The following is a 17,905-nucleotide window of genomic DNA, read 5'->3' as shown; positions in this document are numbered from 1 at the left end:
GGTCGGCGACATGCACATGCTGTTACGGCGTACCCAGCACGCCGTCGAGCTTGCGGTGCAGGTCCTGCAGCGTGCGCTCGACATCGCGGTTGCGTGCGTGCTGTTCATCGCGCAACTGCTGCAATTCGTGTGCCAGATTCAGTGCGGCCAGCACGGCGATGCGGTCGACCGCGGCCATGCGGTTGCTGCCGCGCACCTCGCGCATGCGGCTGTCGAGCAGCTTGGCGGCCGCCATCAGGCTGGAACGTTCATCGGGCGCGACGCCGACGGTGTACTCGCGGTCCAGGAGGTGGACGCTGACCGGTTCGTTGGCGCTCACGTGTGCTGCTCCAGGGATTTCAGGCGGCTGATCATCGCTTCCACCCGCGAACGTGCCTGTTCGTTCTTGGCCAGCAATTGCGAGCGTTCACCGACCAGCTGTTCCTGCTGCTGGCGCAGGCTGCGGTTCTCGTCCGCCAGGCGATGGCAGCGGTCCGCCAGGTCCTGGATGCGCGTACTGAGCGCGCGGAGCTGGTCGAGGAGGTCGGCGTTGTCCATGGCGGGCACATTAGGCATGCGCTTGGCGGGCGGTCAAGGGCGGCCGGGGTCGCGGGAGCGACGCCCGTCGCGATACCGGGACCCTGATCGCCACTGGCGTCGCTCCCGCAAGGGAATTCAGGAGGCGACGCGCATGCCCGAGCCGGGGTAGTAGTCGCGGATGAAGCGCAGGCACTGGTCCGGGCTCAGCGCCTGCGAGACCCAGTGGCCCTGGACTTCGTCGCAGCCGTGGTTGCGCAGGAACTCGTACTGGTCCCACGTTTCCACGCCCTCGGCCACCACCTTCAGCGCCAGCGACTGGCCCATCGTGATGATGGTGCTGGTGATCGCTTCATCGTCGGTATCGTGGGTGAGGTCACTGATGAACTCCCGGTCGATCTTGAGTGTCGTCAACGGCAGGCGCTTCAGGTACGCCAGCGACGAGTAGCCGGTGCCGAAATCATCGATCGCCAGCGAAATGCCCAGCCGGCGGCAGGCGCGCAGCGTGTCCGCGTTCTGTTCGGGGCTGGCCATCACCACGCTTTCGGTCAGTTCGAGCTCCAGCCTGCCGGCGGGAACGCCCGTCTCCTGCAGGGTGCGCGCCACCACCGTCTGCAGGTCGCCGCGCTGGAGCTGGGTGGCGGACACGTTCACCGCCATGGAAAGTTCTTCCAGGCCTTCGTCATGCCAGGTGCGCAGGGTCAGGCAGGCTTCCCGCAACGCCCAGGCGCCGATCTCCAGGATCATCCCGGATTCTTCGGCCAGGGGAATGAACTGTGCCGGGGAGACCATGCCGAATTCCTTGCTGTCCCAACGCAGCAGTGCCTCCACGCCGGTGATGCGCTGGCGCGAGATCGACAGGCGCGGCTGGAACACCAGCGACAACTCGTTGCGGTCGATCGCACGGCGCAGTGCGCTGGCGAGGATCGCGCGGTGCCGGTTCTTCTCGTCCATCGATTCGGAGTACATCTCGTACGTGTGCCGGCCCATCGCCTTGGCCTGGTACATGGCGGTATCGGCATGCTTCAGCAGTTCGGTCGGCACCTGCGCGTGTTCGGGATACAGGCTGATGCCGATCGACGGCGACACCGCCAGCTCCAGCCGTTCGCCGAAGTTCAGCGGGGCACGGAACGCCTGGATGATGCGCTGTGCCACGGCCTCCGCGTCGGGCATGCCGTTGATGTCTTCCAGCACCACGGTGAATTCGTCGCCGCTCAGGCGTGCCACCGTGTGCTGGGTGCCCACCGTCTGCTGCACGCGCGCGGCGGCGGCGCGCAGGATGCGGTCGCCGGTGGCGTGGCCCAGCGAGTCGTTGATGTCCTTGAACCGGTCCAGATCGATGAACAGTACCGCCACGTGCCCATGCTCGCGGCGTGCGCGCACGATGGCGCGCGACAGGCGTTCGGACAGCAGCGAACGGTTCGGCAGGCTGGTCAGCGTGTCGTAGTTGGCCAGGTAGCGCAGTTCCTGTTCGGCGCGCTTCTGTTCGGTGATGTCGGTGAGCACCTGCACGTACAGCGGGCGTTCGCCGCTGGCATCGGGCACCACGTTGGTCTCGATGCGGCAGAGGATCTCCTCGCCGTCCTTGCGCACTTTCCAGATCTCGCCGGACCAGCGCCCGGTGAGCCGCAGCTCGCGGTTCATCCGTTCGAAGAACGCATCCTCGTGCTGGTCGCTGTCCAGCATGGTCATCGGCTGGCCGATGATCTCTTCTTCGGCGTAGCCGGTGATGCGGGTGAACGCCGGGTTGATGGTGATGAACTGGTGCGCCCAGTCCAGCACCGCGACGGCCTCGTTCATGCTGCGCATCACCTCGCCGGCGATGCGGTGTTCGTATTCGGCATTCCGGCTGGCGGTGATGTCGCGCGCGGTGCCGGCGATGCGGATCGGCTGGCCCTCGGTGTCGCGATCGACCACCCGGCCGCGTGCGCGCACCCACACCCACGTGCCGTTGCCGTGCATGTCCATGCGGTGCTCGGACGTGAAGATCGGCGCCTTGCCCTGCAGGTGCAGGCGCAGGCGCTCCATCACCAGGGGCAGGTCTTCCTCGTGGATGGTCGGCACTTCGCCCTGCCGCGTGAGCACGGTGATGTCTCCCGTCTGCACGGCGGTCTCGTTGGCGCGCATCCGGTACAGCCTGCGCTGCACCAGGTCGTAGTCCCAGAACTGTTCGCCGGATGCCCACAACGCCAGCTTCAGGCGCTCGTCGCGGTTGCGCAGGGATTCGCTGCGCAGCGGTTCCTGCGGCAACTGCCGGGCCGCCAGCCAGGCCTGCCACCAGCGGCGCGTGCCGATCACCACCACGCCCGCCAGCACCACGCCGGCAAGCAGCATGACCGGCACCCGGGACGACAGCGGGGACGCCGTTGCGAGGAGTGCGACGACAGAGAGGGCGTGCATGCGGGTGGACGGACCGTGCCGAGCCTGAGCGATGCTGGAGTGTAGGCATGCGTACACACGCACAACAAGCCGGGACGCGGGTTTTCGTTGCTACACTTGCGAGGTTGTCCGAAACCCTTGGCGGATTGCGTTCTTCTATGCCCGACCTTCCCGATATCGCCGACGTGACCGCCGCTTCCCGCCAGTTGGGACTGGCCATGGAGGCGCCGGAACTGCATGGCGCACTGTGCGGCTGGCTGGCCGGTGGCGGTGCCGCCGACGGCACCTGGCTGGCCCGTGCGCTGGCCGACGATCAACTGCCTGCCCCGGCCGCCGGCAGTGCCCTGGACCAGCTGCGCGAGACCGCCGTGGCGCAGCTCGAAGACCGCAGCTTCGCCTTCGACCTGCTGTTGCCGGCCGCCGACCGTCCGCTGGACGAGCGTGCCGAAGCGCTGTTCTCGTGGTGCCAGGGTTTCCTGGGCGCGTTCGGGCTGGCGACGGGCGCTTCGCCGCCCCTGTCCGAGGAAGGACAGGAAGCGCTGCAGGACCTCGCGCGGCTGGCCCAGGCGTCGGCCGAAAGCAGCGACGACGATGAAGATGAAGACGCCCTGGCCGAACTGGAAGAGTTCGTCCGCGTCGCCGTCCTGTTGCTGCATGGCGATTGCGTGCTCGGGCCCCGGCATCGCCGGAGCCTGAACTGATGAAGGCACTGGCCGGGATCAGCGCGGCCGAGTTCGCCCGCCGCCGCAGGCAGTTGATGCGGCTGGCCGGCAACGATGCCATCCTCGTCCTGCCCGCGGCGCCGGAGCGCGTCCGCAGCCACGACACGCACTATCCGTACCGGCAGGATTCGGACTTCTGGTACCTGTGCGGGTTTCCCGAGCCGGATGCCGTGCTGGTGCTGGTGCCGGGCCGCAAGCACGGCGAGACCATCCTGTTCTGCCGCGAACGCGACCCCGAACGCGAAGGCTGGGATGGCCCGCGTGCCGGCCAGGAGGGTGCGGTCAGCGATTACGGCATGGACGATGCGTATCCCATCGACGACCTCGACGAGATCCTGCCCGGCCTGCTGGAAGGGCGCTCGCGCGTCTACTACCACTTCGGCCGCGATGCCGATTTCGATCTCAAACTGATCGGCTGGGTGCGCCACGTGCGCGCGCACGTCAAGCAGGGCGCGCAGCCCCCGCACGAATTCCTCGAACTCGGCCACCTGCTGCACGACCTGCGGCTGTTCAAGTCCAAGGAAGAAATCAAGCTGATGCAGCGCGCCGCCGACATCAGCGTGCTGGCGCACCAGGCCGCCTATCGCGCCGCGAAACCCGGCATCCGCGAGTACGAACTGCAGGCCGACGTGGAGCGCGTGTTCCGTGCCCACGACGCTTGGCCGGCCTACAACAGCATCGTGGGCGCCGGCCGCAATGCGTGCGTGCTGCATTACCGCGCCAATACCGCACAGGCACGCGATGGCGAGCTGGTGCTGATCGATGCCGGCGCCGAATACCGTGGCTATGCCGCCGACATCACCCGCACCTTTCCGGTCAACGGCCGCTTCACCGCCGCGCAACGCGCGCTGCACGACCTGGTCGGCGACGCCCAGCGCGCTGCGTTGTCGTGCGCGCGCGTCGGCGTGCCCTACGAGGCCGGGCACGTCGCGGCCGTGGAAACCCTCACCGAGGGCCTGCTCAGGCTGGGCCTGCTGAAAGGCAAGCTGGAAAAAAACCTCGCCGAAGGCACCTACCGCCGCTTCTACCGCCACAAGACCGGCCACTGGCTGGGCCTGGACGTGCACGACGTGGGCGACTACCGCATCGAGGGCGAGTCGCGGCTGCTGGAGCCGGGCATGGTGTTCACCATCGAGCCCGGTCTGTACGTCGGCCACGATGACGAGACCGTCGACCCGAAGTGGCGCGGCATCGGCATCCGCACCGAAGACGACGTGCTGGTCACCGACGGCGAACCCGTCGTGCTGACCGACGCGCTGGCACGCAGTGCCGATGAGATCGAGGCGGCGATGGCGGGGTGAGGGGCACGGGGCGGCCAAGGACATTTTCCTCGCTGCCGAGCCGTTGAACCTCGCGTCCGCACCTCAATGGTTCAACGTCGAGGCGAAAAGCCTTGCGCCCGAACCGGAAAGGATCGACTGCAAGGCAAATTGCCTCCTCGCCTCACCTGAGAGCATCTCGATGCCGAGGCAAATTTCCTTGTCGTCCCACCTTCGAGGTTCGCGGCCGAGGAAATTTTCCTTGGCGGCGTTCCAGCGTGCCTTGCGGTCGAGGAAAAAAGCTTCGCCGTCGAAGTTCGATGCGCTGCGTGCGCCCCTTTCTGGTTCGGGTTCTGGCAGCGGCGGCGTGCTGGGCGCAGTCAGCCCTGCAGAGAGGCTGTGTCGCTCGCGAATAGTTTCCGTGCAGGGGAGAGGCTGACGGTGTCGGGCTTCGTTGCGCTCACCCTCAACTATGGTTCCGGGGACGACTTGCCCGGTAGACACCTGCACGCTAGCGTTGCCATCTTCAGGGAGGACTCGCATGCGCATCCGGAAGGGAATCGTGGTCTTCGTGGCGTATACGTGGGCTGCCCTGGCGCAGGCCACTTCGTTGCCGCCCTCTCCGGCCAGCATCGAGCCAGAGACCGTGGAAGCCCTGTTCGACCGCGACGCACCGCCCGCGACACGCGACCGCGCCATGCAGAGCCTCGTCGCCAGCGCACAGGCAGGCGACGGGTACGCTGCGTTCTACCTGGGGGCGCTGTACCGGCACGGCATGGACCATCCGGCGAGGCGCGTCGAGCGCGACGTGGAGACCGCGCGATTCTGGCTGGAAAAGTGCGTGGCCTCCCCCCGCTGTCCGCTGGTGGCACTGGCCTCGCTGGCGGAACTGGAACTCGCCGCCGGCAATGCCAAACCCGCCATGCAGTGGGGACAGGCATGGGTGGTGCTTGACCGGGAGTTGGAAAAGCGCACGCGCGGTCCGCGGCCGCACGACAACACCATCGACATTCCGTTCCGCCATACCGCGTACCACGCCTATCTGCTCGATCGCTGCTACAAGGCGATGGCGCCGGCGCGCGATGCCGAATCGCTGGGCCGCACCTGGTTCGACGAACTGGCGCGCACGCACGGGCCGCACCTCGACCGCATGCTGTTCACCGCGCTGGACGAACCGTCATCCGGCGGCAGTGAGGGCGAGGGCCGTCCGCACTTGCAGATTGCGACCGAGGCACAGCGAACGAAGACCATGGGCGGCGATGTGCGGATTCCCATCGGCCCGTCGCTGGGCTACTTCCTCTACCGTGGCAGTCCAGCCGGCGGCCGAGCCGACGGCGTGTGGATGATCGAGGCGCTGCCGAATCCCGCTGGCGCGCGTGGGCTGGAAGCGCAAGCGCGCGGAGTGCGGACACGGCCTTACACCCCGGCTGCGGACGGCCGACACGCGTATGCCTATCTTCCGCTGACATTCAACGATGGCGCCTACTCGCTGACGCCACAGCGTTAGACCCGTACGCACGCCTGTCGGACCGTGAGCGCGACGCTGCCGGGCGGACAGGCTTGCTGGACTCAGCTCAGCAACCGGACATCGCCGACCCATAGCTGACGCCAGCGGGCCATCTTTTCGTCCGCAGACAGGGTCTGCGGTGATGCGGGAACGGATGCGGCGAACGTGTCGCGTGCGGCCAGGCAGGCGGTGTTCACGGCCGCATATCCGCGCTCGCCGTCCTCATGCAGCACGCCCACCAGCACGCCGCACTCGCCACACAGCAGGAACTGAGCCGCCAGGGAGCCCTGTCGGTACCGGCGAAGGCGATCGGCCTGTGCGCGGATGACCAGCTGGCCGGCGGGATCGGATATCCATGCGGCGCCGTGCGCCCGGCAGAAGCTGCAGTCGCACGCGCGCGGCGAAGTCGTTTCCGGTGTCAGGGCGGTGGAGAAGGCGAGGGTGATCGCGCCGCAATGGCAGCCGCCTTCAAGCGTGGGATGTGCCGCAGTCATGGGCGTGGATCAGCCTTCGTCCGGACGCCAGGCGGGGGGCGTCTCGTTGGTCACATCCTGCGCGCGGGCACGTGCAGCTTCCAGTGGCCGGATCTCCAGCGTCAGGCCGTAGTCGAGGCAGGGATTCTCGGCTGCGATCCGTGCGGCGGCGTCCAGCGAGTCGGCGACGATGAACCAGTAGCCGCCCACGAGTTCTTTCGCCTCGGCAAACGGTCCATCGGTGATCCCGTCGCGCGATACCTGTTTGCCGCGGTTTTCCAGCCGGCTGCCGGGCTTGAGCACGCCCTCCGCCACGCCGCGCTCATACCACGCGTAGAAGCGGTCGATGGCGTCCTGCACGTCTTCTTTCGATGCGGTTTCGTCCCACTGGCCGCGTGAGATGAGGAGGTAGTCGGAGGTCGTCATGGAAGTGTCCTGGGGGAGGTCTCGCCGGCATTCCGCGCCATCGCATGGTGCCGGAACAGGAGGAACGCCAGGCGATGCTGGCAGGTCGGGCAGTACATGTCCTGTGCGATGCCCGGCTCTTCGACGTCGCGGACGATGCGGAGCGGGTAATCGGGAAGCGGACCGTCCGGCATGCCCCAGTAGTCGGGGAAGTACGAGCCGAAGTCGGCATAGCAGAAGTCGCACAGGACCAGCTCGCGGTCCCACAGTTCGCAGACGTAGTAGTCGTGCGCGCCTTGACGGCACTCGTCGAGCTCGCGAGGCGCGTGCCCGCAGTCGAAGCACGGCGCCACCCCGATGGCGTACAGCGCGTTCGAGCACAGCGGGCAATCGTTCACGGTGAGGCTTGCCGGTACAACCAGAAACCGAACGCGACCATCGCGATCCAGAACAGCAGGCCGGTCACGATGGCCGCCGTTTCGCCAGGCTCATGACGCGGACGGCTCAGGCGCAGGATCAGCGCGCCTGTGCCGCGCAGCAGCCATTCGACGACGATCTCGAACACGATGTGCGCCACGAAGCGGAACACACCACCCAACGCTTCGCCTGCGATCTCTCCCAACGGCATGGCGATCTTCCTTCCCGGATGAGCCGATTATGCGTGTTCGAATGCCGCCCGCAGCAGCAGGCCCCACAGACCGAGCACGGCCAGGAAGTTCACGGTGAACGCCAGGCCACGCAAGCGCACGTTCGCTGTCAGCACCTGCACCGCACTGTGCAGCAGGCGACCAGCAATGAAGAGCCAGGCCAGTGCGATGGCCGCATGGCTGGTGCCGAGCAGCATCAGCAGCACGCAGGCTACATGGAAGAACAGCGGCCACTCGAACTGGTTGGACAGATTGGCGCTGAGGCGCGGTTCGACCTTCGCCCACGGATTGCTGCCGTCCGCGCGACGGCCGATTCCCCAGATGGCGGGCGCCCGCGCGATGGTCAGCAGCCCGTACAGCAACGCCGCGAGCGCGACGTGCGCCGTCATCGGCAGCAGCAGGGTCGTATCCATGGCCATGGCCTCTTACACCGGCATGGTGGACACGTACGCCGCGCCGAGGGCGGCGCACAGTCCCAGCAGGATGATGAAGCCGAAGCGCAGCCGGAACGGGATGGACGGCTTGCCATACCGTTGTTCGGCTTGCCGCCGGTCCAGCCGCCAGCCGTGGTTGCACGCCGGACAAGCGAGCTGGTAGCGCCTGCCATAGACGAAGCCGAACAGCAGGTCGAACTCGCCGTACTTGTACGCGAGCTGCGGCTCGAAATCGCGCATCTCATCGCAGAGGGGGCAGTGCTGCGGTTCCGGCTCGCCCACCGACACGGTGCGCTCACCCTGGCCGATCATGAACATCATGCGTGCGGTTCCCTTGCGGCATGCCCATTCCCCATGGACAGCGCGATTCTGTGACCGCGCCGTAGCGCCGTCAAACAGCTGCCTGTCCGCAGGCTCAACCCGCCTCCGCGAACGCCGGCCGCGTCAGATTGTCTGCATCACCATCCGTGCACAGCACTTCATCCTCGATGCGGATGCCGCCGTAGGGGCGGAAGGCATCCACGCGCGCCCAGTCGATGCTGGCGGCGTGGCCGTTCTTCTTCACCTCGTCCAGCAGCAGGTCGATGAAGTACAGGCCCGGTTCGATGGTCACCACCATGCCCGGCTCCAGCACGCGGGTCATGCGCAGGTAGGGATGGCCGGCGGGGCGTTCGATGCGGCCGCCGCGGTCGCTGGCGGCGAAGCCGGCCACATCGTGCACCTGCAGGCCGATGGGATGGCCCAGGCCGTGCGGGAAGAACGCCGCGCTGACGCCGGTGGCCACGGCGGCTTCCGGCGACACGGTGATCACGCCGAAGTCCTTCAGGATGCCCATCAGGGTGAGGTGCGCATCCACGTGCAGCTGTTTGTAGTCCACGCCGCTGCGCACGCCGGCGCACATCGCCTGCTGCGCGGCGTCGACCGCATCGATCATCGCCTGGAACTCGCTGCCGGTGTCGTAGGCATGCGTGCGCGTGATGTCGCTGGCGTAGCCGTGGAAACTCGCGCCGGCATCGATCAGGAAGCTGCGCAGCGGGTCGGGCGCGACGCGTTGCAGTTCGGTGTAGTGCAGCACGGCCGCATGTTCGTTCAGGCCGATGATGTTGCCGTAGGGCAGGTCGTTGGCGTCCTGGCCCACCGCCGCGCAGTAGGCCATGTGGATGCCGAACTCGCTCTGGCCCGCGCGGAACGCCGCCTCGGCGGCGCGATGGCCGCGCACGGCCAGGCGCTGCGCCTGGCGCATCAGGGTGATCTCGTACGGCGTCTTGTAGGAGCGCTGGTACTCCAGGTACTGGATGACCGGCTCGGGATTGTTCGGCGCGTAGTGCGGGCCGGGCGCTGCGCCCAGCGCGCTCTGCGGCTCGCCAAGGATCGCGCTGCGCGCGGCGGGCGGCAGCAGGGCGAGCGCTTCGTCGGGCTTGCGGATGATGTGGATGTCGAAGTGGTCCACCCACCAGCCGCTGGGTGCGTCCGGTACCACATGCCAGTAGTCGAACGGCTGGTAGAAGATCACCTTCGGGCGTTCGCCCGGCGTGTACACCAGCCAGCTGTACGGCACGCGCGTCAGCGGCAGCCAGGCCTTGAACTGCGGATTGACCGCATACGGATAGTCGCGGTCGTCGAAGACCTGCCAGTGCTGCGTGCCACTGGGCACGACCAGGTGATCGAAACCGCCCCGTACCAGGGCTTCGTCGGCGCGACGCTTCATCGTCGCCAGGTGGTCGGCGTAGAGCGGGACGAGGTCGGTGTCGAAGGAGGCGGGGGCGTTCATGGCGGCGGCTCGTGCGAAAGAGCCGCCATTTTGCCGCATCCGGCCCGCGCAGGCCGGGGCGTGGACCCTACTCGGCCTCGGGCCCGGCATTGACCCACTGGCGCAGGCGCTCCAGCGGCTCGCGGTCGATGGTCAGGAAGCGCAGGCCGGCGAAGGCCTGCCCGGGCGTATTGGCCTGCGCGGACCACAGCAGGTGTGCGCCCACGTCGATCGGCACGTCCTGACCACGCTCATCGCGCAGGTGGAAGCGCAATTGGTACAGCGCATCGTCCACCACCGGTTCGGTGGCGACCAGCAGCATGCCCGACTCGGAGAGATTGCCGAGGCGGCCGATGACCTGTTCGGTCATCAGGTCGAACACGGGAACGGACTTGGGCACGCTGCGTCGGCGGGCACGGCGGAACTCGCGCATCATGCGGCGTCTCCTGCGGCTTCGGTCTCGCCACGGCGGCCAGTGAGGCTGCGCAGCGCGCTGAGGGTGGCGTTCCATGCACGGTCGATCAGGCGGCCGCGGTCTTCGGTGACCACCTGCGCCTGGCCCTTGGCCATCAGGTGCGCGAGCGTGTCCAGCGAATGCTCGCCCACGCGCTGGCCACGCTGGTTGACGAACAGCGCATTGCCGGTGACCGGGCTGAACCACGACAGGCGCTGCCGCTGCAGGTCGCCCTGCTGGTTGCGGGTGAACTCGAACCAGGTGCCGAACGGCAGCGTGCGCAGGTAGTCGTAGCACTCCTGTTCCTGCGGCGTGCGCGGCTGCGCCGGCTTCTTCTTGACCTCGCCCTGGCCACCCAGCCGTGCACGTGCCTTGAGGCGCGCGGTCAGCTCGGTGCGCGACGTGGTTTCATCCTCCTCGGCACTCGACAGGCGACGCGCGATCGCGGCCGCTTCGTCTTCGTGGTAGCCCACCTGCACCAGCGATTTCTCGATCTTGTCGGCCAGCGCGGGGCTCGGTTCCTGCGAGGTGGTGGTGGCGGCGACGATCTCCAGCGTGGTCTGCAGCTGGTCGGTCCACTCGGTGGACGATTCGCCGTTGCGCAGCTGCGTGAGCGTGAGCACGTCGGCCCAGGCCTGGCTGAGCAGGGCCTGCACGAACTTCTGCGGCTTGGCCTCGGCCATCGCGGATTCGATGGTCTCCGCGGCCCGCTGCTTGGCGACTTCCAGCCGGTCCTTGCCGCGTGCGGCCTCGATCTGCCGGCGCTCGGCCAGTTCGGCTTTGCGCGCGGCGGCCTGCAGGTGCTGCTGGACATCGCGGTTGGCGTCCTCGAAGACGGCTTCGTCGCCTTCGTAGGTCTCGACCACCGCCTCGACCGCGCGATGCAGTTTCTGCACCAGCTGCGGATCCACGTCCTCGTCGCCCAGCCAGGTGGCGCCGGATTCGGCCACCGTGTTGAGCAGGTCGCGCGCCGGGTGCTGTGCGCGCAGGAAGAAGTTGCGGTCGCGCAAGGCGGCCTGTACGACCGGGACCTGCAGCCGCACCAGCATGTCGGCGGCGGGTGCGTCGTGCTGCACCTCGCGCTCGATTTCGTTGTAGAGCAGGTCCAGCAGTTCGAAGGTGTCCGAATCCGCGCTGGCCAGGGTGGCGTTGGGGCCGTGCTTGGCACGCACTTCGGCCAGCATGGTCTGCTGCAGGTCGGCCACGGTGCGGCGCGGCTGGTCGGGCGCGCGCGGTGGAAGCGGTGCCGTCTGCAGGGCCTGCAACGTGCTCAACACATCGGGCGTGGGCAGCAGCCGGTGGGTCGGTGTGGCCGGTGCGGTCGCGCCGGTGGCATCGCCCGTCGGGGCGCTGCCCTGGCCGCCGCCCTGGTCACTGCCTTCTCCGGTGCCGGTGCCCCCTCCCTGGCCACCCTGTCCTTCGTGGCCACCCAGGCCGCCGAGGCCACCAGCGCTTCCGTATCCGCCGGAGCTGGCGAGGGCATGGGCATCGGCTTGCAGACCGCCGCGCCGGATGGCGAGCAGCTTCTGCAGCACTTCGAACGAACCGGCGCTGTTGTCGGCCGCCGGTGTTTCCGCTGCGGCCGGTGTCGCGGCGGCGCTCGACGGTGCCGGCGGCGATGACCCGCCGTGGCCCGGTTCGGGTGCCCTGCCGTCGGTCATGGCGCCGGCGACAGCCTGCAGCTGGTCCGGCGTCAGCGTGGCCCAGTGCGAAGCACCGGCCTGGCCCTGCCAGGCGGTCATCGGGCGTGGTTCAGCGCTGCCTTCGTCGAGCGGGTGCCGCCGGATCGCTTCCTGCACGCGGCCCCGGCGCGGCGTGTAGACCAGCCCCGGCAGGATGCCCTCGCGCGACAGGAACTGGTTCACCGTGCTGGCCCACTCGCTGTAGTTCAGCATCACCTTGTGGTCGAAGGTGCGGTAAAGCACCAACTGCGCATCCAGCGACAGCTCCAGGCACGTCGCGGCGTCCTTCAGCACGTGGCAGAGGCGGTTCGGCCCGAGCGGCAGGGTGTCCGCGTCGTAGGCGGGGGCGCGGGCGAGGACGCCGAAGCGCTGGCCCAGCATCAGGATCTGCGCGTTGCCGCGCTGCTCATGCCGCCGCGCGACTTCGCGCAGCACGATCTCCTGGTCCATCACCGCATCTTCCACCAGCGTCAGTGTCTGGTAGTCGAGGCGGGGCGCCGTCGACGCATTCGCTTCGGCGCGCGGCGCGCGGAGGCCGGCCAGTTCGCCTTCCAGGCCGAACATGTAATGCGGGACCAGTTCGGTGCGGTGCTTCTGCAGGGCGCGCAGGTCGACGAAGATCTGTGTCTGCAGGTGGTTGCTGCGGGCATGTTCCGCCTGCTTGAACAGCTGCTGCTCGAACTCCACCAGCATTGCATTCAACGCGGTGATGAAGTCCGGCGAGATATGGTCGAACAGGTTCTGCAGCACGCGGCGCACGCGCGGCGGCAACGCGGCCGATGCGATGGTGGTCGGCGCGGCGGCAGGCGAAGGCGATCGTGGCGCGGTCATCGGTGCAGTGGGCTCCCCTGTAGCCCCATCATTATCACACCCGGCGTTGCCTGCGCATCCATCCGTCGCCACGCGGAGAGGACGTGGGCTTCAGGCGTCGAGGAACAGTTCGATCACGTCGTTGGTGAACCGGCGGCCCAGGGCCGTGGGCTGCACGTGGGTGTCGGACAGGTCGAGCCAGCCATGCCGCCGGGCCTGTTCCAGCGCCGCCTCGATCGTTGCCACGGGCAGTCCGGTGGTGGCGGTGAAATCCGCCAGTGCAAAGCCTTCCTGCAGCCGCAGCGCATTGAGCATGAACTCGAACGGGCGGCGCTCCGGCGTGATGTCGTCATCGCCGCCGATGGCCTGCGGCGTGCCAGCGGTCGCCAGGTAGCTCGTGGGGTGCTTCACCTTCCAGCGGCGCAGGATCTGCGCGGTAGCGCCCACGGTGATCTTGCCGTGCGCGCCAGCGCCGATGCCCATGTAATCGCCGTAACGCCAGTAGTTCATGTTGTGCGCGCACCGGCGGCCGGGCTGCGCGTAAGCACTGACTTCGTAGTGGCCATAGCCGGCAGCGGCAAGCAGTGCCTGGCAGTGTTCCTGCATGTCCCAGGCGTGGTCGTCGTCGGGTATGCCCTGGGGCGGCCGCGAGAAGAACACCGTGTTCGGCTCCAGCGTCAGCTGGTAGTGGGAGATGTGCGCGGGTCGCAGCGCGAAGGCGCGTTGCAGGTCATGTTCGGCCATGGCCAGGGTCTGGCCGGGCAGGGCGTACATCAGGTCGAGGTTGATGTTGTCGAAGCCGGCATCCTGCGCCAGCTTCACGGCCTGCTCGGCCTCGCGGCTGTCGTGGATGCGGCCGAGCTTCTCCAGGCTGCCGTCGTCGAAGCTCTGGATGCCGAAGCTGATGCGGTTCACGCCGGCCGCGCGGTAGCTCTCGAAACGGCCATGCTCGGCGGTGCCCGGATTGGTCTCCAGCGTCACTTCCAGCCCCGGTGCGAAGCGCAACCGGCTGCTGGCCGCCTGCAGGAAGCGGTCGATGGCCTCCGGCGGGAACAGGCTGGGCGTGCCGCCGCCGAAAAAGACGCTGTGCACCGTACGCCCCCAGACCAGCGGCAGGTCGTGGTCCAGATCGCGCAGCAAGGCGTCGACATAGGCGTCGAACGGCAGCCCGCCCTTGCCCTGGTGCGAGTTGAAATCGCAGTACGGACATTTGCGTACGCACCACGGCATGTGGACGTACAGCGACAGGGGAGGCGGGATCAGCATGGGTCTATTGTAGGAGCGGGGTGCATGCCCGAGGCGCTTCTTGTCTTGCGTGGCCGCAGGGCAACACATCGTGCCCATTTCCCCCGATAGGCATGAATACCCCGATGGGGCATGAAGTGAAGGGTGCGCCTAGAGGATCGTCTGCAGCCGCTGCTTCAATCCGGCCAGCGCCTTGCCGCGATGGCTGATGCGGTTCTTCTCGTCCAGCGGCATTTCCGCTGCCGACTGGCCGAACTGGGGGTCGAAGAACACCGGGTCATAGCCATGTCCGCCGGTGCCGCGGCGCTCATGCAGGATGCGGCCCTGCCACTCGCCTTCGACGATCAGCGGTTGCGGATCGTGCGCATGGCGCAGCAGCACCAGGACGCAATAGAAGTGCGCGCCACGTTGTTCGCCAGGCGTGTCCTTCAGGGCGTCCAGCAACTTGTCGATGTTGCGGTCGGCATGGCCGTGCTCGCCGGCGTAGCGTGCCGAATACAGGCCGGGCGCACCGTTCAGCGCGTCCACGCAGATGCCGGAATCATCGGCCAGTGCGGGCAGCCCGGTCTGCAGGCTGGCATGGCGCGCCTTGATCAGGGCGTTCTCGATGAACGTGGCACCGGTTTCATCGGCATCCTCCACGCCCAGGTCGGACTGCGCGATGAGTTCGATGCCGGTGTCGGCCAGCAGGCTGCGCAGTTCTTCCAGCTTGCCGTGGTTGGACGAGGCGAGAACGAGCTTCATGTCGGATCAGTCCTTGGGTTGCAGCAGGTCCCAGCGGTTGCCGTAGGCATCGCGGAACACGGCGACGGTGGCGTAACTTTCCTCGCGCGGGGTTTCGAGGAACTCGATGCCGGCGGAGACCATGCGCGCGTGGTCGCGCCAGAAGTCGTCGGTCTGCAGGAAGAAGCCCACGCGCCCGCCGGTCTGGTCGCCGATGCGCGCGCGCTGTTCGTCGGTGCTGGCTACCGCCAGCAGCAGGCCGGTTTCGGTACTGCCCGGTGGGGCGACATGCACCCAGCGCTTGCGGCCCTGATCCGTGTCCTCGCGCAGTTCGAAGCCCAGCGCGCCACAGTAGTGCGCGATGGCGCGGTCGTAGTCGTCTACGACGACGGTGATCAGGCTGAGGGTTTGTGGCATCAGTCAACTCCGTCCAATCGGGCTGTCGTGGGAGCGACGTAAGTCGCGATGGTCCATCGGTAACGCCTCATCGCGACTGACGTCGCGCCCACAGGGAAGACGTCAGCCCGCCAGCGCCGCCCGCTGCGCGGCGAACAACTCGCCAATGCCCTTCTCGCCGAGGGCGAGCAGCGCATCCAGTTCATCGCGACGGAACGCGTGGCCTTCGGCCGTGCCCTGCAGCTCGATGAAGCCGCCGCCGTCGTTCATCACCAGGTTCATGTCGGTGTCGCAGTCGCTGTCCTCGGCATAATCCAGGTCCAGCACCGGCACGCCGCGGTAGATGCCCACCGACACCGCAGCCACCGCGCCATGGATCGGATCGCGCTTGATCTCGTTGCGCGACTTCAGCCAGTTCACCGCGTCCACCAATGCCACGTACGCGCCGGTGATGGCGGCGGTGCGGGTGCCGCCGTCGGCCTGCAGGACGTCGCAGTCCAGGGTGATGGTGCGTTCGCCCAGGGCGCCACGGTCCACGCAGGCGCGCAGGGTGCGGCCGATCAGGCGCTGGATCTCCAACGTGCGCCCGCCCTGCTTGCCGCGCGAGGCTTCGCGGTCGCTGCGGGTATGGGTGGAGCGCGGCAGCATGCCGTATTCGGCGGTCACCCAGCCTTCGCCCTTGCCGCGCAGGAAGCCCGGCACCTTGTTCTCCACGGTCGCGGTGCACAGCACGCGCGTGTGGCCGAAGCTGACCAGCACCGAGCCTTCGGCATGGCGGGTGTAGTTGCGCAGGATGCCGACGTCACGCATCTGGTCGGGGAGGCGGGCGCTGGGGCGGGAGAAGGACATGGGGGCATCCGCGATGAGGGGGGCGAAGTCTAGCAGTCCAAGCCGTTTGGTCCGGTTGGTCCCGCCGGCCCCGGTCCGCGCCACGCGTACTGCTAAGATGCGCCGCTCACTGGTCCGATGGGCACCTGCATGATCCGCAGCATGACGGCGTTCGCCACCGCCGAGCGCGCCACCGAGGGCGGCTCGCTTGCCGCCGAACTGCGCGCGGTCAACCACCGCTTCCTGGAACTGGGTGTCCGCCTGCCGGATGAACTGCGCGTGCTCGAACCGGCGCTGCGCGAACGGGTGGCCTCGCGCGTCTCGCGCGGCAAGCTGGACCTGACGTTGCGCCTGCGGGCGCCCGAAGGCGAGGGTGCGCTGCAGATCAATCCCCGCGTCATCGCACACCTCTCGGAGCTGGCGCTGGAATTGTCTTCACGCCTGCCCAACCTGCGTACCGAGCTGACCGACCTGCTGCAGTTCCCTGGCGTGCTGCAGAGCAAGGGCGTGGACATGGACGCGCTTCAGGCCGAGGCCCTGGCCTTGCTGGACGCGGTGCTGGACCAGTTCGTCGCGGCGCGCGAACGCGAGGGCGGCAAGCTGGTGGCGGCGATCCTGGAGCGCGTGGACGGCATTGCCACGCTGGCGGCCGAAGTACGGACCCTGATTCCGCAGATCCGCGCCGGCCAGCGGCAGAAGCTGGAAGTGCGGCTTGCCGATGTGGCGCAGAACATGGAGCAGGGACGGCTGGAGCAGGAACTGGTGCTGTGGCTGCAGAAGCTCGACGTGGACGAGGAGCTCGACCGCCTCGACAGCCACGTCAAGGAAATCCGCCGCGTGTTCACCCAGAAGGAGCCGCAGGGCCGGCGGCTGGACTTCCTGCTGCAGGAATTCAACCGCGAAGCGAACACCCTCGGCTCCAAGTCCGTCGACATCCGTACCACCAACATCGCGGTGGAACTGAAGGTGCTGATCGACCAGATCCGCGAGCAGGCGCAGAACATCGAATGAAGCGCGGAACCCTCTACATCGTCGCGGCGCCATCGGGTGCGGGCAAGAGCAGCATCGTCAACGCCGTGCTGGCACGGGATGCGGACATCGCGCTGTCGATCTCGTTCACCTCGCGCGGCGCGCGTCCGGGCGAGCGCCATGCGCAGCATTACCACTTCATCAGCGCCGACGAGTTCAAGGCGATGATCCGCGCCGGCGACTTCTTCGAGTACGCCGAGGTGCATGGCGACTGGAAGGGCACGGCGCGCCAGTCGGTGGAGCCGCAGCTCGACGCCGGCAAGGACGTGCTGCTGGAAATCGACTGGCAGGGCGCCCGCCAGGTGCGCGAGAAGGTGCCGGACGCGGTCAGCGTGTTCATCCTGCCGCCGTCGCGCGATGCGCTGGAGCAGCGCATGCGTGCACGGGGTCAGGACAGCGAGGAAGTCATCCAGCGCCGGCTGGCCGCCGCCCGCGAGGAGATGTCGCACTACGCGGAGTTCGACTACGTGATCGTCAATGATGTGTTCGAGACCGCCGTCGAGCAGATGCACGCGATCTTCACGGCCAGCCGCCTGCGCCGGGAGGCCCAGGATGTCCGGCACGCCGGCCTGATTGCCACCCTTCTGGCCGAATAGCGGTCCAGCTGCAGGAGGGGCTTCTGCCCCGACCTGCGGCCAACGGACCC

The 17,905-nt window shown here is 67.8% G+C and carries 22 protein-coding genes; 5 read left to right on the top strand and 17 right to left on the bottom strand.

Annotated elements, in window-relative coordinates; genetic code table 11:
* Positions 1-22: 22 nt before the first annotated feature.
* The 3 genes from IB223_RS13050 to IB223_RS13040 all read right to left on the bottom strand — a co-directional run bounded on the left by IB223_RS13050 (position 23) and on the right by IB223_RS13040 (position 2,916).
* Positions 23-319, bottom strand: a complete 297-nt coding sequence (locus tag IB223_RS13050) for a cell division protein ZapA (RefSeq protein WP_142125591.1) — start codon at positions 317-319, stop codon at positions 23-25.
* Positions 316-537: a TIGR02449 family protein gene (locus tag IB223_RS13045; RefSeq protein ID WP_142125592.1), complete on the bottom strand. Its 222-nt coding sequence runs from the start codon at positions 535-537 to the stop codon at positions 316-318. Before IB223_RS13045 ends, IB223_RS13050 begins: the two co-directional genes overlap by 4 nt.
* 117 nt (positions 538-654) lie before the next feature.
* Positions 655-2,916: a GGDEF domain-containing phosphodiesterase gene (locus tag IB223_RS13040; RefSeq protein ID WP_225591029.1), complete on the bottom strand. Its 2,262-nt coding sequence runs from the start codon at positions 2,914-2,916 to the stop codon at positions 655-657.
* A gap of 137 nt (positions 2,917-3,053) precedes the next feature.
* Here IB223_RS13040 and IB223_RS13035 point away from each other — a divergent pair, with 137 nt between their 5' ends.
* Positions 3,054-3,596: a UPF0149 family protein gene (locus tag IB223_RS13035; RefSeq protein ID WP_142125594.1), complete on the top strand. Its 543-nt coding sequence runs from the start codon at positions 3,054-3,056 to the stop codon at positions 3,594-3,596.
* Positions 3,596-4,918 carry an aminopeptidase P N-terminal domain-containing protein gene (locus IB223_RS13030; protein WP_192202137.1) on the top strand — a complete coding sequence of 441 codons (1,323 nt, stop codon included), beginning with the start codon at positions 3,596-3,598 and terminating at the stop codon, positions 4,916-4,918. Before IB223_RS13035 ends, IB223_RS13030 begins: the two co-directional genes overlap by 1 nt.
* A 63-nt stretch (positions 4,919-4,981) precedes the next feature.
* Here IB223_RS13030 and IB223_RS13025 read toward each other — a convergent pair whose 3' ends face one another.
* Positions 4,982-5,419, bottom strand: coding sequence for a hypothetical protein (locus IB223_RS13025; protein ID WP_192202136.1), 438 nt, complete (start codon positions 5,417-5,419; stop codon positions 4,982-4,984).
* Here IB223_RS13025 and IB223_RS13020 point away from each other — a divergent pair.
* The gene (locus IB223_RS13020) at positions 5,418-6,383 is read left to right on the top strand and encodes a hypothetical protein (RefSeq protein ID WP_192202135.1); all 966 of its coding nucleotides are present in this window, start codon (positions 5,418-5,420) and stop codon (positions 6,381-6,383) included. The genes IB223_RS13025 and IB223_RS13020 overlap by 2 nt on opposite strands.
* Positions 6,384-6,445: 62 nt before the next feature.
* Here the strand turns inward: IB223_RS13020 and IB223_RS13015 are convergent, their stop codons facing one another.
* The 13 genes from IB223_RS13015 to rph form a co-directional block, all read right to left on the bottom strand.
* Positions 6,446-6,877 (bottom strand): aldehyde-activating protein, encoded by a 432-nt coding sequence (locus IB223_RS13015; RefSeq protein ID WP_192202134.1) that lies wholly within the window; start codon positions 6,875-6,877, stop codon positions 6,446-6,448.
* 9 nt (positions 6,878-6,886) lie between these two features.
* Positions 6,887-7,282 (bottom strand): YciI family protein, encoded by a 396-nt coding sequence (locus IB223_RS13010; RefSeq protein WP_192202133.1) that lies wholly within the window; start codon positions 7,280-7,282, stop codon positions 6,887-6,889.
* A complete protein-coding gene (locus tag IB223_RS13005; RefSeq protein ID WP_192202132.1) occupies positions 7,279-7,659 on the bottom strand; it encodes a hypothetical protein in 381 nt (126 codons plus the stop codon). The genes IB223_RS13010 and IB223_RS13005 overlap by 4 nt, the downstream gene beginning before the upstream one ends.
* Positions 7,656-7,889, bottom strand: a complete 234-nt coding sequence (locus IB223_RS13000; RefSeq protein WP_192202131.1) for a hypothetical protein — start codon at positions 7,887-7,889, stop codon at positions 7,656-7,658. The genes IB223_RS13005 and IB223_RS13000 overlap by 4 nt, the downstream gene beginning before the upstream one ends.
* Positions 7,890-7,916: 27 nt before the next feature.
* Positions 7,917-8,321, bottom strand: a complete 405-nt coding sequence (locus IB223_RS12995) for an MAPEG family protein (protein WP_192202130.1) — start codon at positions 8,319-8,321, stop codon at positions 7,917-7,919.
* 12 nt (positions 8,322-8,333) lie between these two features.
* Positions 8,334-8,663: a hypothetical protein gene (locus IB223_RS12990; protein WP_225591028.1), complete on the bottom strand. Its 330-nt coding sequence runs from the start codon at positions 8,661-8,663 to the stop codon at positions 8,334-8,336.
* Between the two features lie 94 nt (positions 8,664-8,757).
* The gene (gene pepQ, locus IB223_RS12985; protein WP_192202129.1) at positions 8,758-10,113 is read right to left on the bottom strand and encodes a Xaa-Pro dipeptidase; all 1,356 of its coding nucleotides are present in this window, start codon (positions 10,111-10,113) and stop codon (positions 8,758-8,760) included.
* Positions 10,114-10,180: 67 nt separating this feature from the next.
* On the bottom strand, positions 10,181-10,528 hold the full coding sequence (locus tag IB223_RS12980; RefSeq protein ID WP_192202128.1) for a PilZ domain-containing protein: 348 nt from the start codon (positions 10,526-10,528) through the stop codon (positions 10,181-10,183).
* Positions 10,525-13,059: a DUF1631 domain-containing protein gene (locus IB223_RS12975; protein WP_192202127.1), complete on the bottom strand. Its 2,535-nt coding sequence runs from the start codon at positions 13,057-13,059 to the stop codon at positions 10,525-10,527. Before IB223_RS12975 ends, IB223_RS12980 begins: the two co-directional genes overlap by 4 nt.
* 90 nt (positions 13,060-13,149) lie before the next feature.
* Positions 13,150-14,304: a radical SAM family heme chaperone HemW gene (hemW, locus tag IB223_RS12970; RefSeq protein WP_192202126.1), complete on the bottom strand. Its 1,155-nt coding sequence runs from the start codon at positions 14,302-14,304 to the stop codon at positions 13,150-13,152.
* Positions 14,305-14,433: 129 nt separating this feature from the next.
* Positions 14,434-15,027: an RdgB/HAM1 family non-canonical purine NTP pyrophosphatase gene (gene rdgB / locus IB223_RS12965; protein ID WP_192202125.1), complete on the bottom strand. Its 594-nt coding sequence runs from the start codon at positions 15,025-15,027 to the stop codon at positions 14,434-14,436.
* 6 nt (positions 15,028-15,033) lie between these two features.
* Positions 15,034-15,423: a VOC family protein gene (locus tag IB223_RS12960; RefSeq protein WP_192202124.1), complete on the bottom strand. Its 390-nt coding sequence runs from the start codon at positions 15,421-15,423 to the stop codon at positions 15,034-15,036.
* Positions 15,424-15,525: 102 nt separating this feature from the next.
* Entirely contained in the window at positions 15,526-16,251 is a 726-nt protein-coding gene (rph, locus tag IB223_RS12955) for a ribonuclease PH (RefSeq protein ID WP_192202123.1), read from the bottom strand.
* Positions 16,252-16,380: 129 nt separating this feature from the next.
* On the opposite strand from rph, the gene IB223_RS12950 reads away from it, so the two are divergent.
* On the top strand, positions 16,381-17,241 hold the full coding sequence (locus IB223_RS12950; RefSeq protein WP_192202122.1) for a YicC/YloC family endoribonuclease: 861 nt from the start codon (positions 16,381-16,383) through the stop codon (positions 17,239-17,241).
* Positions 17,238-17,855: a guanylate kinase gene (gene gmk, locus IB223_RS12945; RefSeq protein ID WP_192202121.1), complete on the top strand. Its 618-nt coding sequence runs from the start codon at positions 17,238-17,240 to the stop codon at positions 17,853-17,855. Before IB223_RS12950 ends, gmk begins: the two co-directional genes overlap by 4 nt.
* Positions 17,856-17,905: the final 50 nt, after the last annotated feature.

Origin of the sequence: Pseudoxanthomonas sp. PXM03, from assembly GCF_014852005.1 — a bacterium.
GTDB lineage: Bacteria > Pseudomonadota > Gammaproteobacteria > Xanthomonadales > Xanthomonadaceae > Pseudoxanthomonas_A.
The sequence above is the reverse complement of the archived record's forward strand: the minus strand, read 5'-3'. Positions and strand labels throughout refer to the sequence as shown.

What these genes read in the sequence shown, in the direction of transcription:
- IB223_RS12980 (WP_192202128.1), bottom strand. Translation starts at nt 10,528, where the DNA reads ATGATGCGCGAGTTCCGCCGTGCCCGCCGACGCAGCGTGCCCAAGTCC.
- pepQ (WP_192202129.1), bottom strand. Translation starts at nt 10,113, where the DNA reads ATGAACGCCCCCGCCTCCTTCGACACCGACCTCGTCCCGCTCTACGCC.
- IB223_RS13035 (WP_142125594.1), top strand. Translation starts at nt 3,054, where the DNA reads ATGCCCGACCTTCCCGATATCGCCGACGTGACCGCCGCTTCCCGCCAG.
- IB223_RS12950 (WP_192202122.1), top strand. Translation starts at nt 16,381, where the DNA reads ATGATCCGCAGCATGACGGCGTTCGCCACCGCCGAGCGCGCCACCGAG.
- IB223_RS13045 (WP_142125592.1), bottom strand. Translation starts at nt 537, where the DNA reads ATGGACAACGCCGACCTCCTCGACCAGCTCCGCGCGCTCAGTACGCGC.
- rdgB (WP_192202125.1), bottom strand. Translation starts at nt 15,027, where the DNA reads ATGAAGCTCGTTCTCGCCTCGTCCAACCACGGCAAGCTGGAAGAACTG.
- IB223_RS13010 (WP_192202133.1), bottom strand. Translation starts at nt 7,282, where the DNA reads ATGACGACCTCCGACTACCTCCTCATCTCACGCGGCCAGTGGGACGAA.
- rph (WP_192202123.1), bottom strand. Translation starts at nt 16,251, where the DNA reads ATGTCCTTCTCCCGCCCCAGCGCCCGCCTCCCCGACCAGATGCGTGAC.
- IB223_RS12990 (WP_225591028.1), bottom strand. Translation starts at nt 8,663, where the DNA reads ATGATGTTCATGATCGGCCAGGGTGAGCGCACCGTGTCGGTGGGCGAG.
- IB223_RS13020 (WP_192202135.1), top strand. Translation starts at nt 5,418, where the DNA reads ATGCGCATCCGGAAGGGAATCGTGGTCTTCGTGGCGTATACGTGGGCT.
- IB223_RS13030 (WP_192202137.1), top strand. Translation starts at nt 3,596, where the DNA reads ATGAAGGCACTGGCCGGGATCAGCGCGGCCGAGTTCGCCCGCCGCCGC.
- IB223_RS13015 (WP_192202134.1), bottom strand. Translation starts at nt 6,877, where the DNA reads ATGACTGCGGCACATCCCACGCTTGAAGGCGGCTGCCATTGCGGCGCG.
- gmk (WP_192202121.1), top strand. Translation starts at nt 17,238, where the DNA reads ATGAAGCGCGGAACCCTCTACATCGTCGCGGCGCCATCGGGTGCGGGC.
- IB223_RS12960 (WP_192202124.1), bottom strand. Translation starts at nt 15,423, where the DNA reads ATGCCACAAACCCTCAGCCTGATCACCGTCGTCGTAGACGACTACGAC.
- hemW (WP_192202126.1), bottom strand. Translation starts at nt 14,304, where the DNA reads ATGCTGATCCCGCCTCCCCTGTCGCTGTACGTCCACATGCCGTGGTGC.
- IB223_RS13040 (WP_225591029.1), bottom strand. Translation starts at nt 2,916, where the DNA reads ATGCACGCCCTCTCTGTCGTCGCACTCCTCGCAACGGCGTCCCCGCTG.
- IB223_RS12995 (WP_192202130.1), bottom strand. Translation starts at nt 8,321, where the DNA reads ATGGATACGACCCTGCTGCTGCCGATGACGGCGCACGTCGCGCTCGCG.
- IB223_RS12975 (WP_192202127.1), bottom strand. Translation starts at nt 13,059, where the DNA reads ATGACCGCGCCACGATCGCCTTCGCCTGCCGCCGCGCCGACCACCATC.
- IB223_RS13000 (WP_192202131.1), bottom strand. Translation starts at nt 7,889, where the DNA reads ATGCCGTTGGGAGAGATCGCAGGCGAAGCGTTGGGTGGTGTGTTCCGC.
- IB223_RS13025 (WP_192202136.1), bottom strand. Translation starts at nt 5,419, where the DNA reads ATGCGAGTCCTCCCTGAAGATGGCAACGCTAGCGTGCAGGTGTCTACC.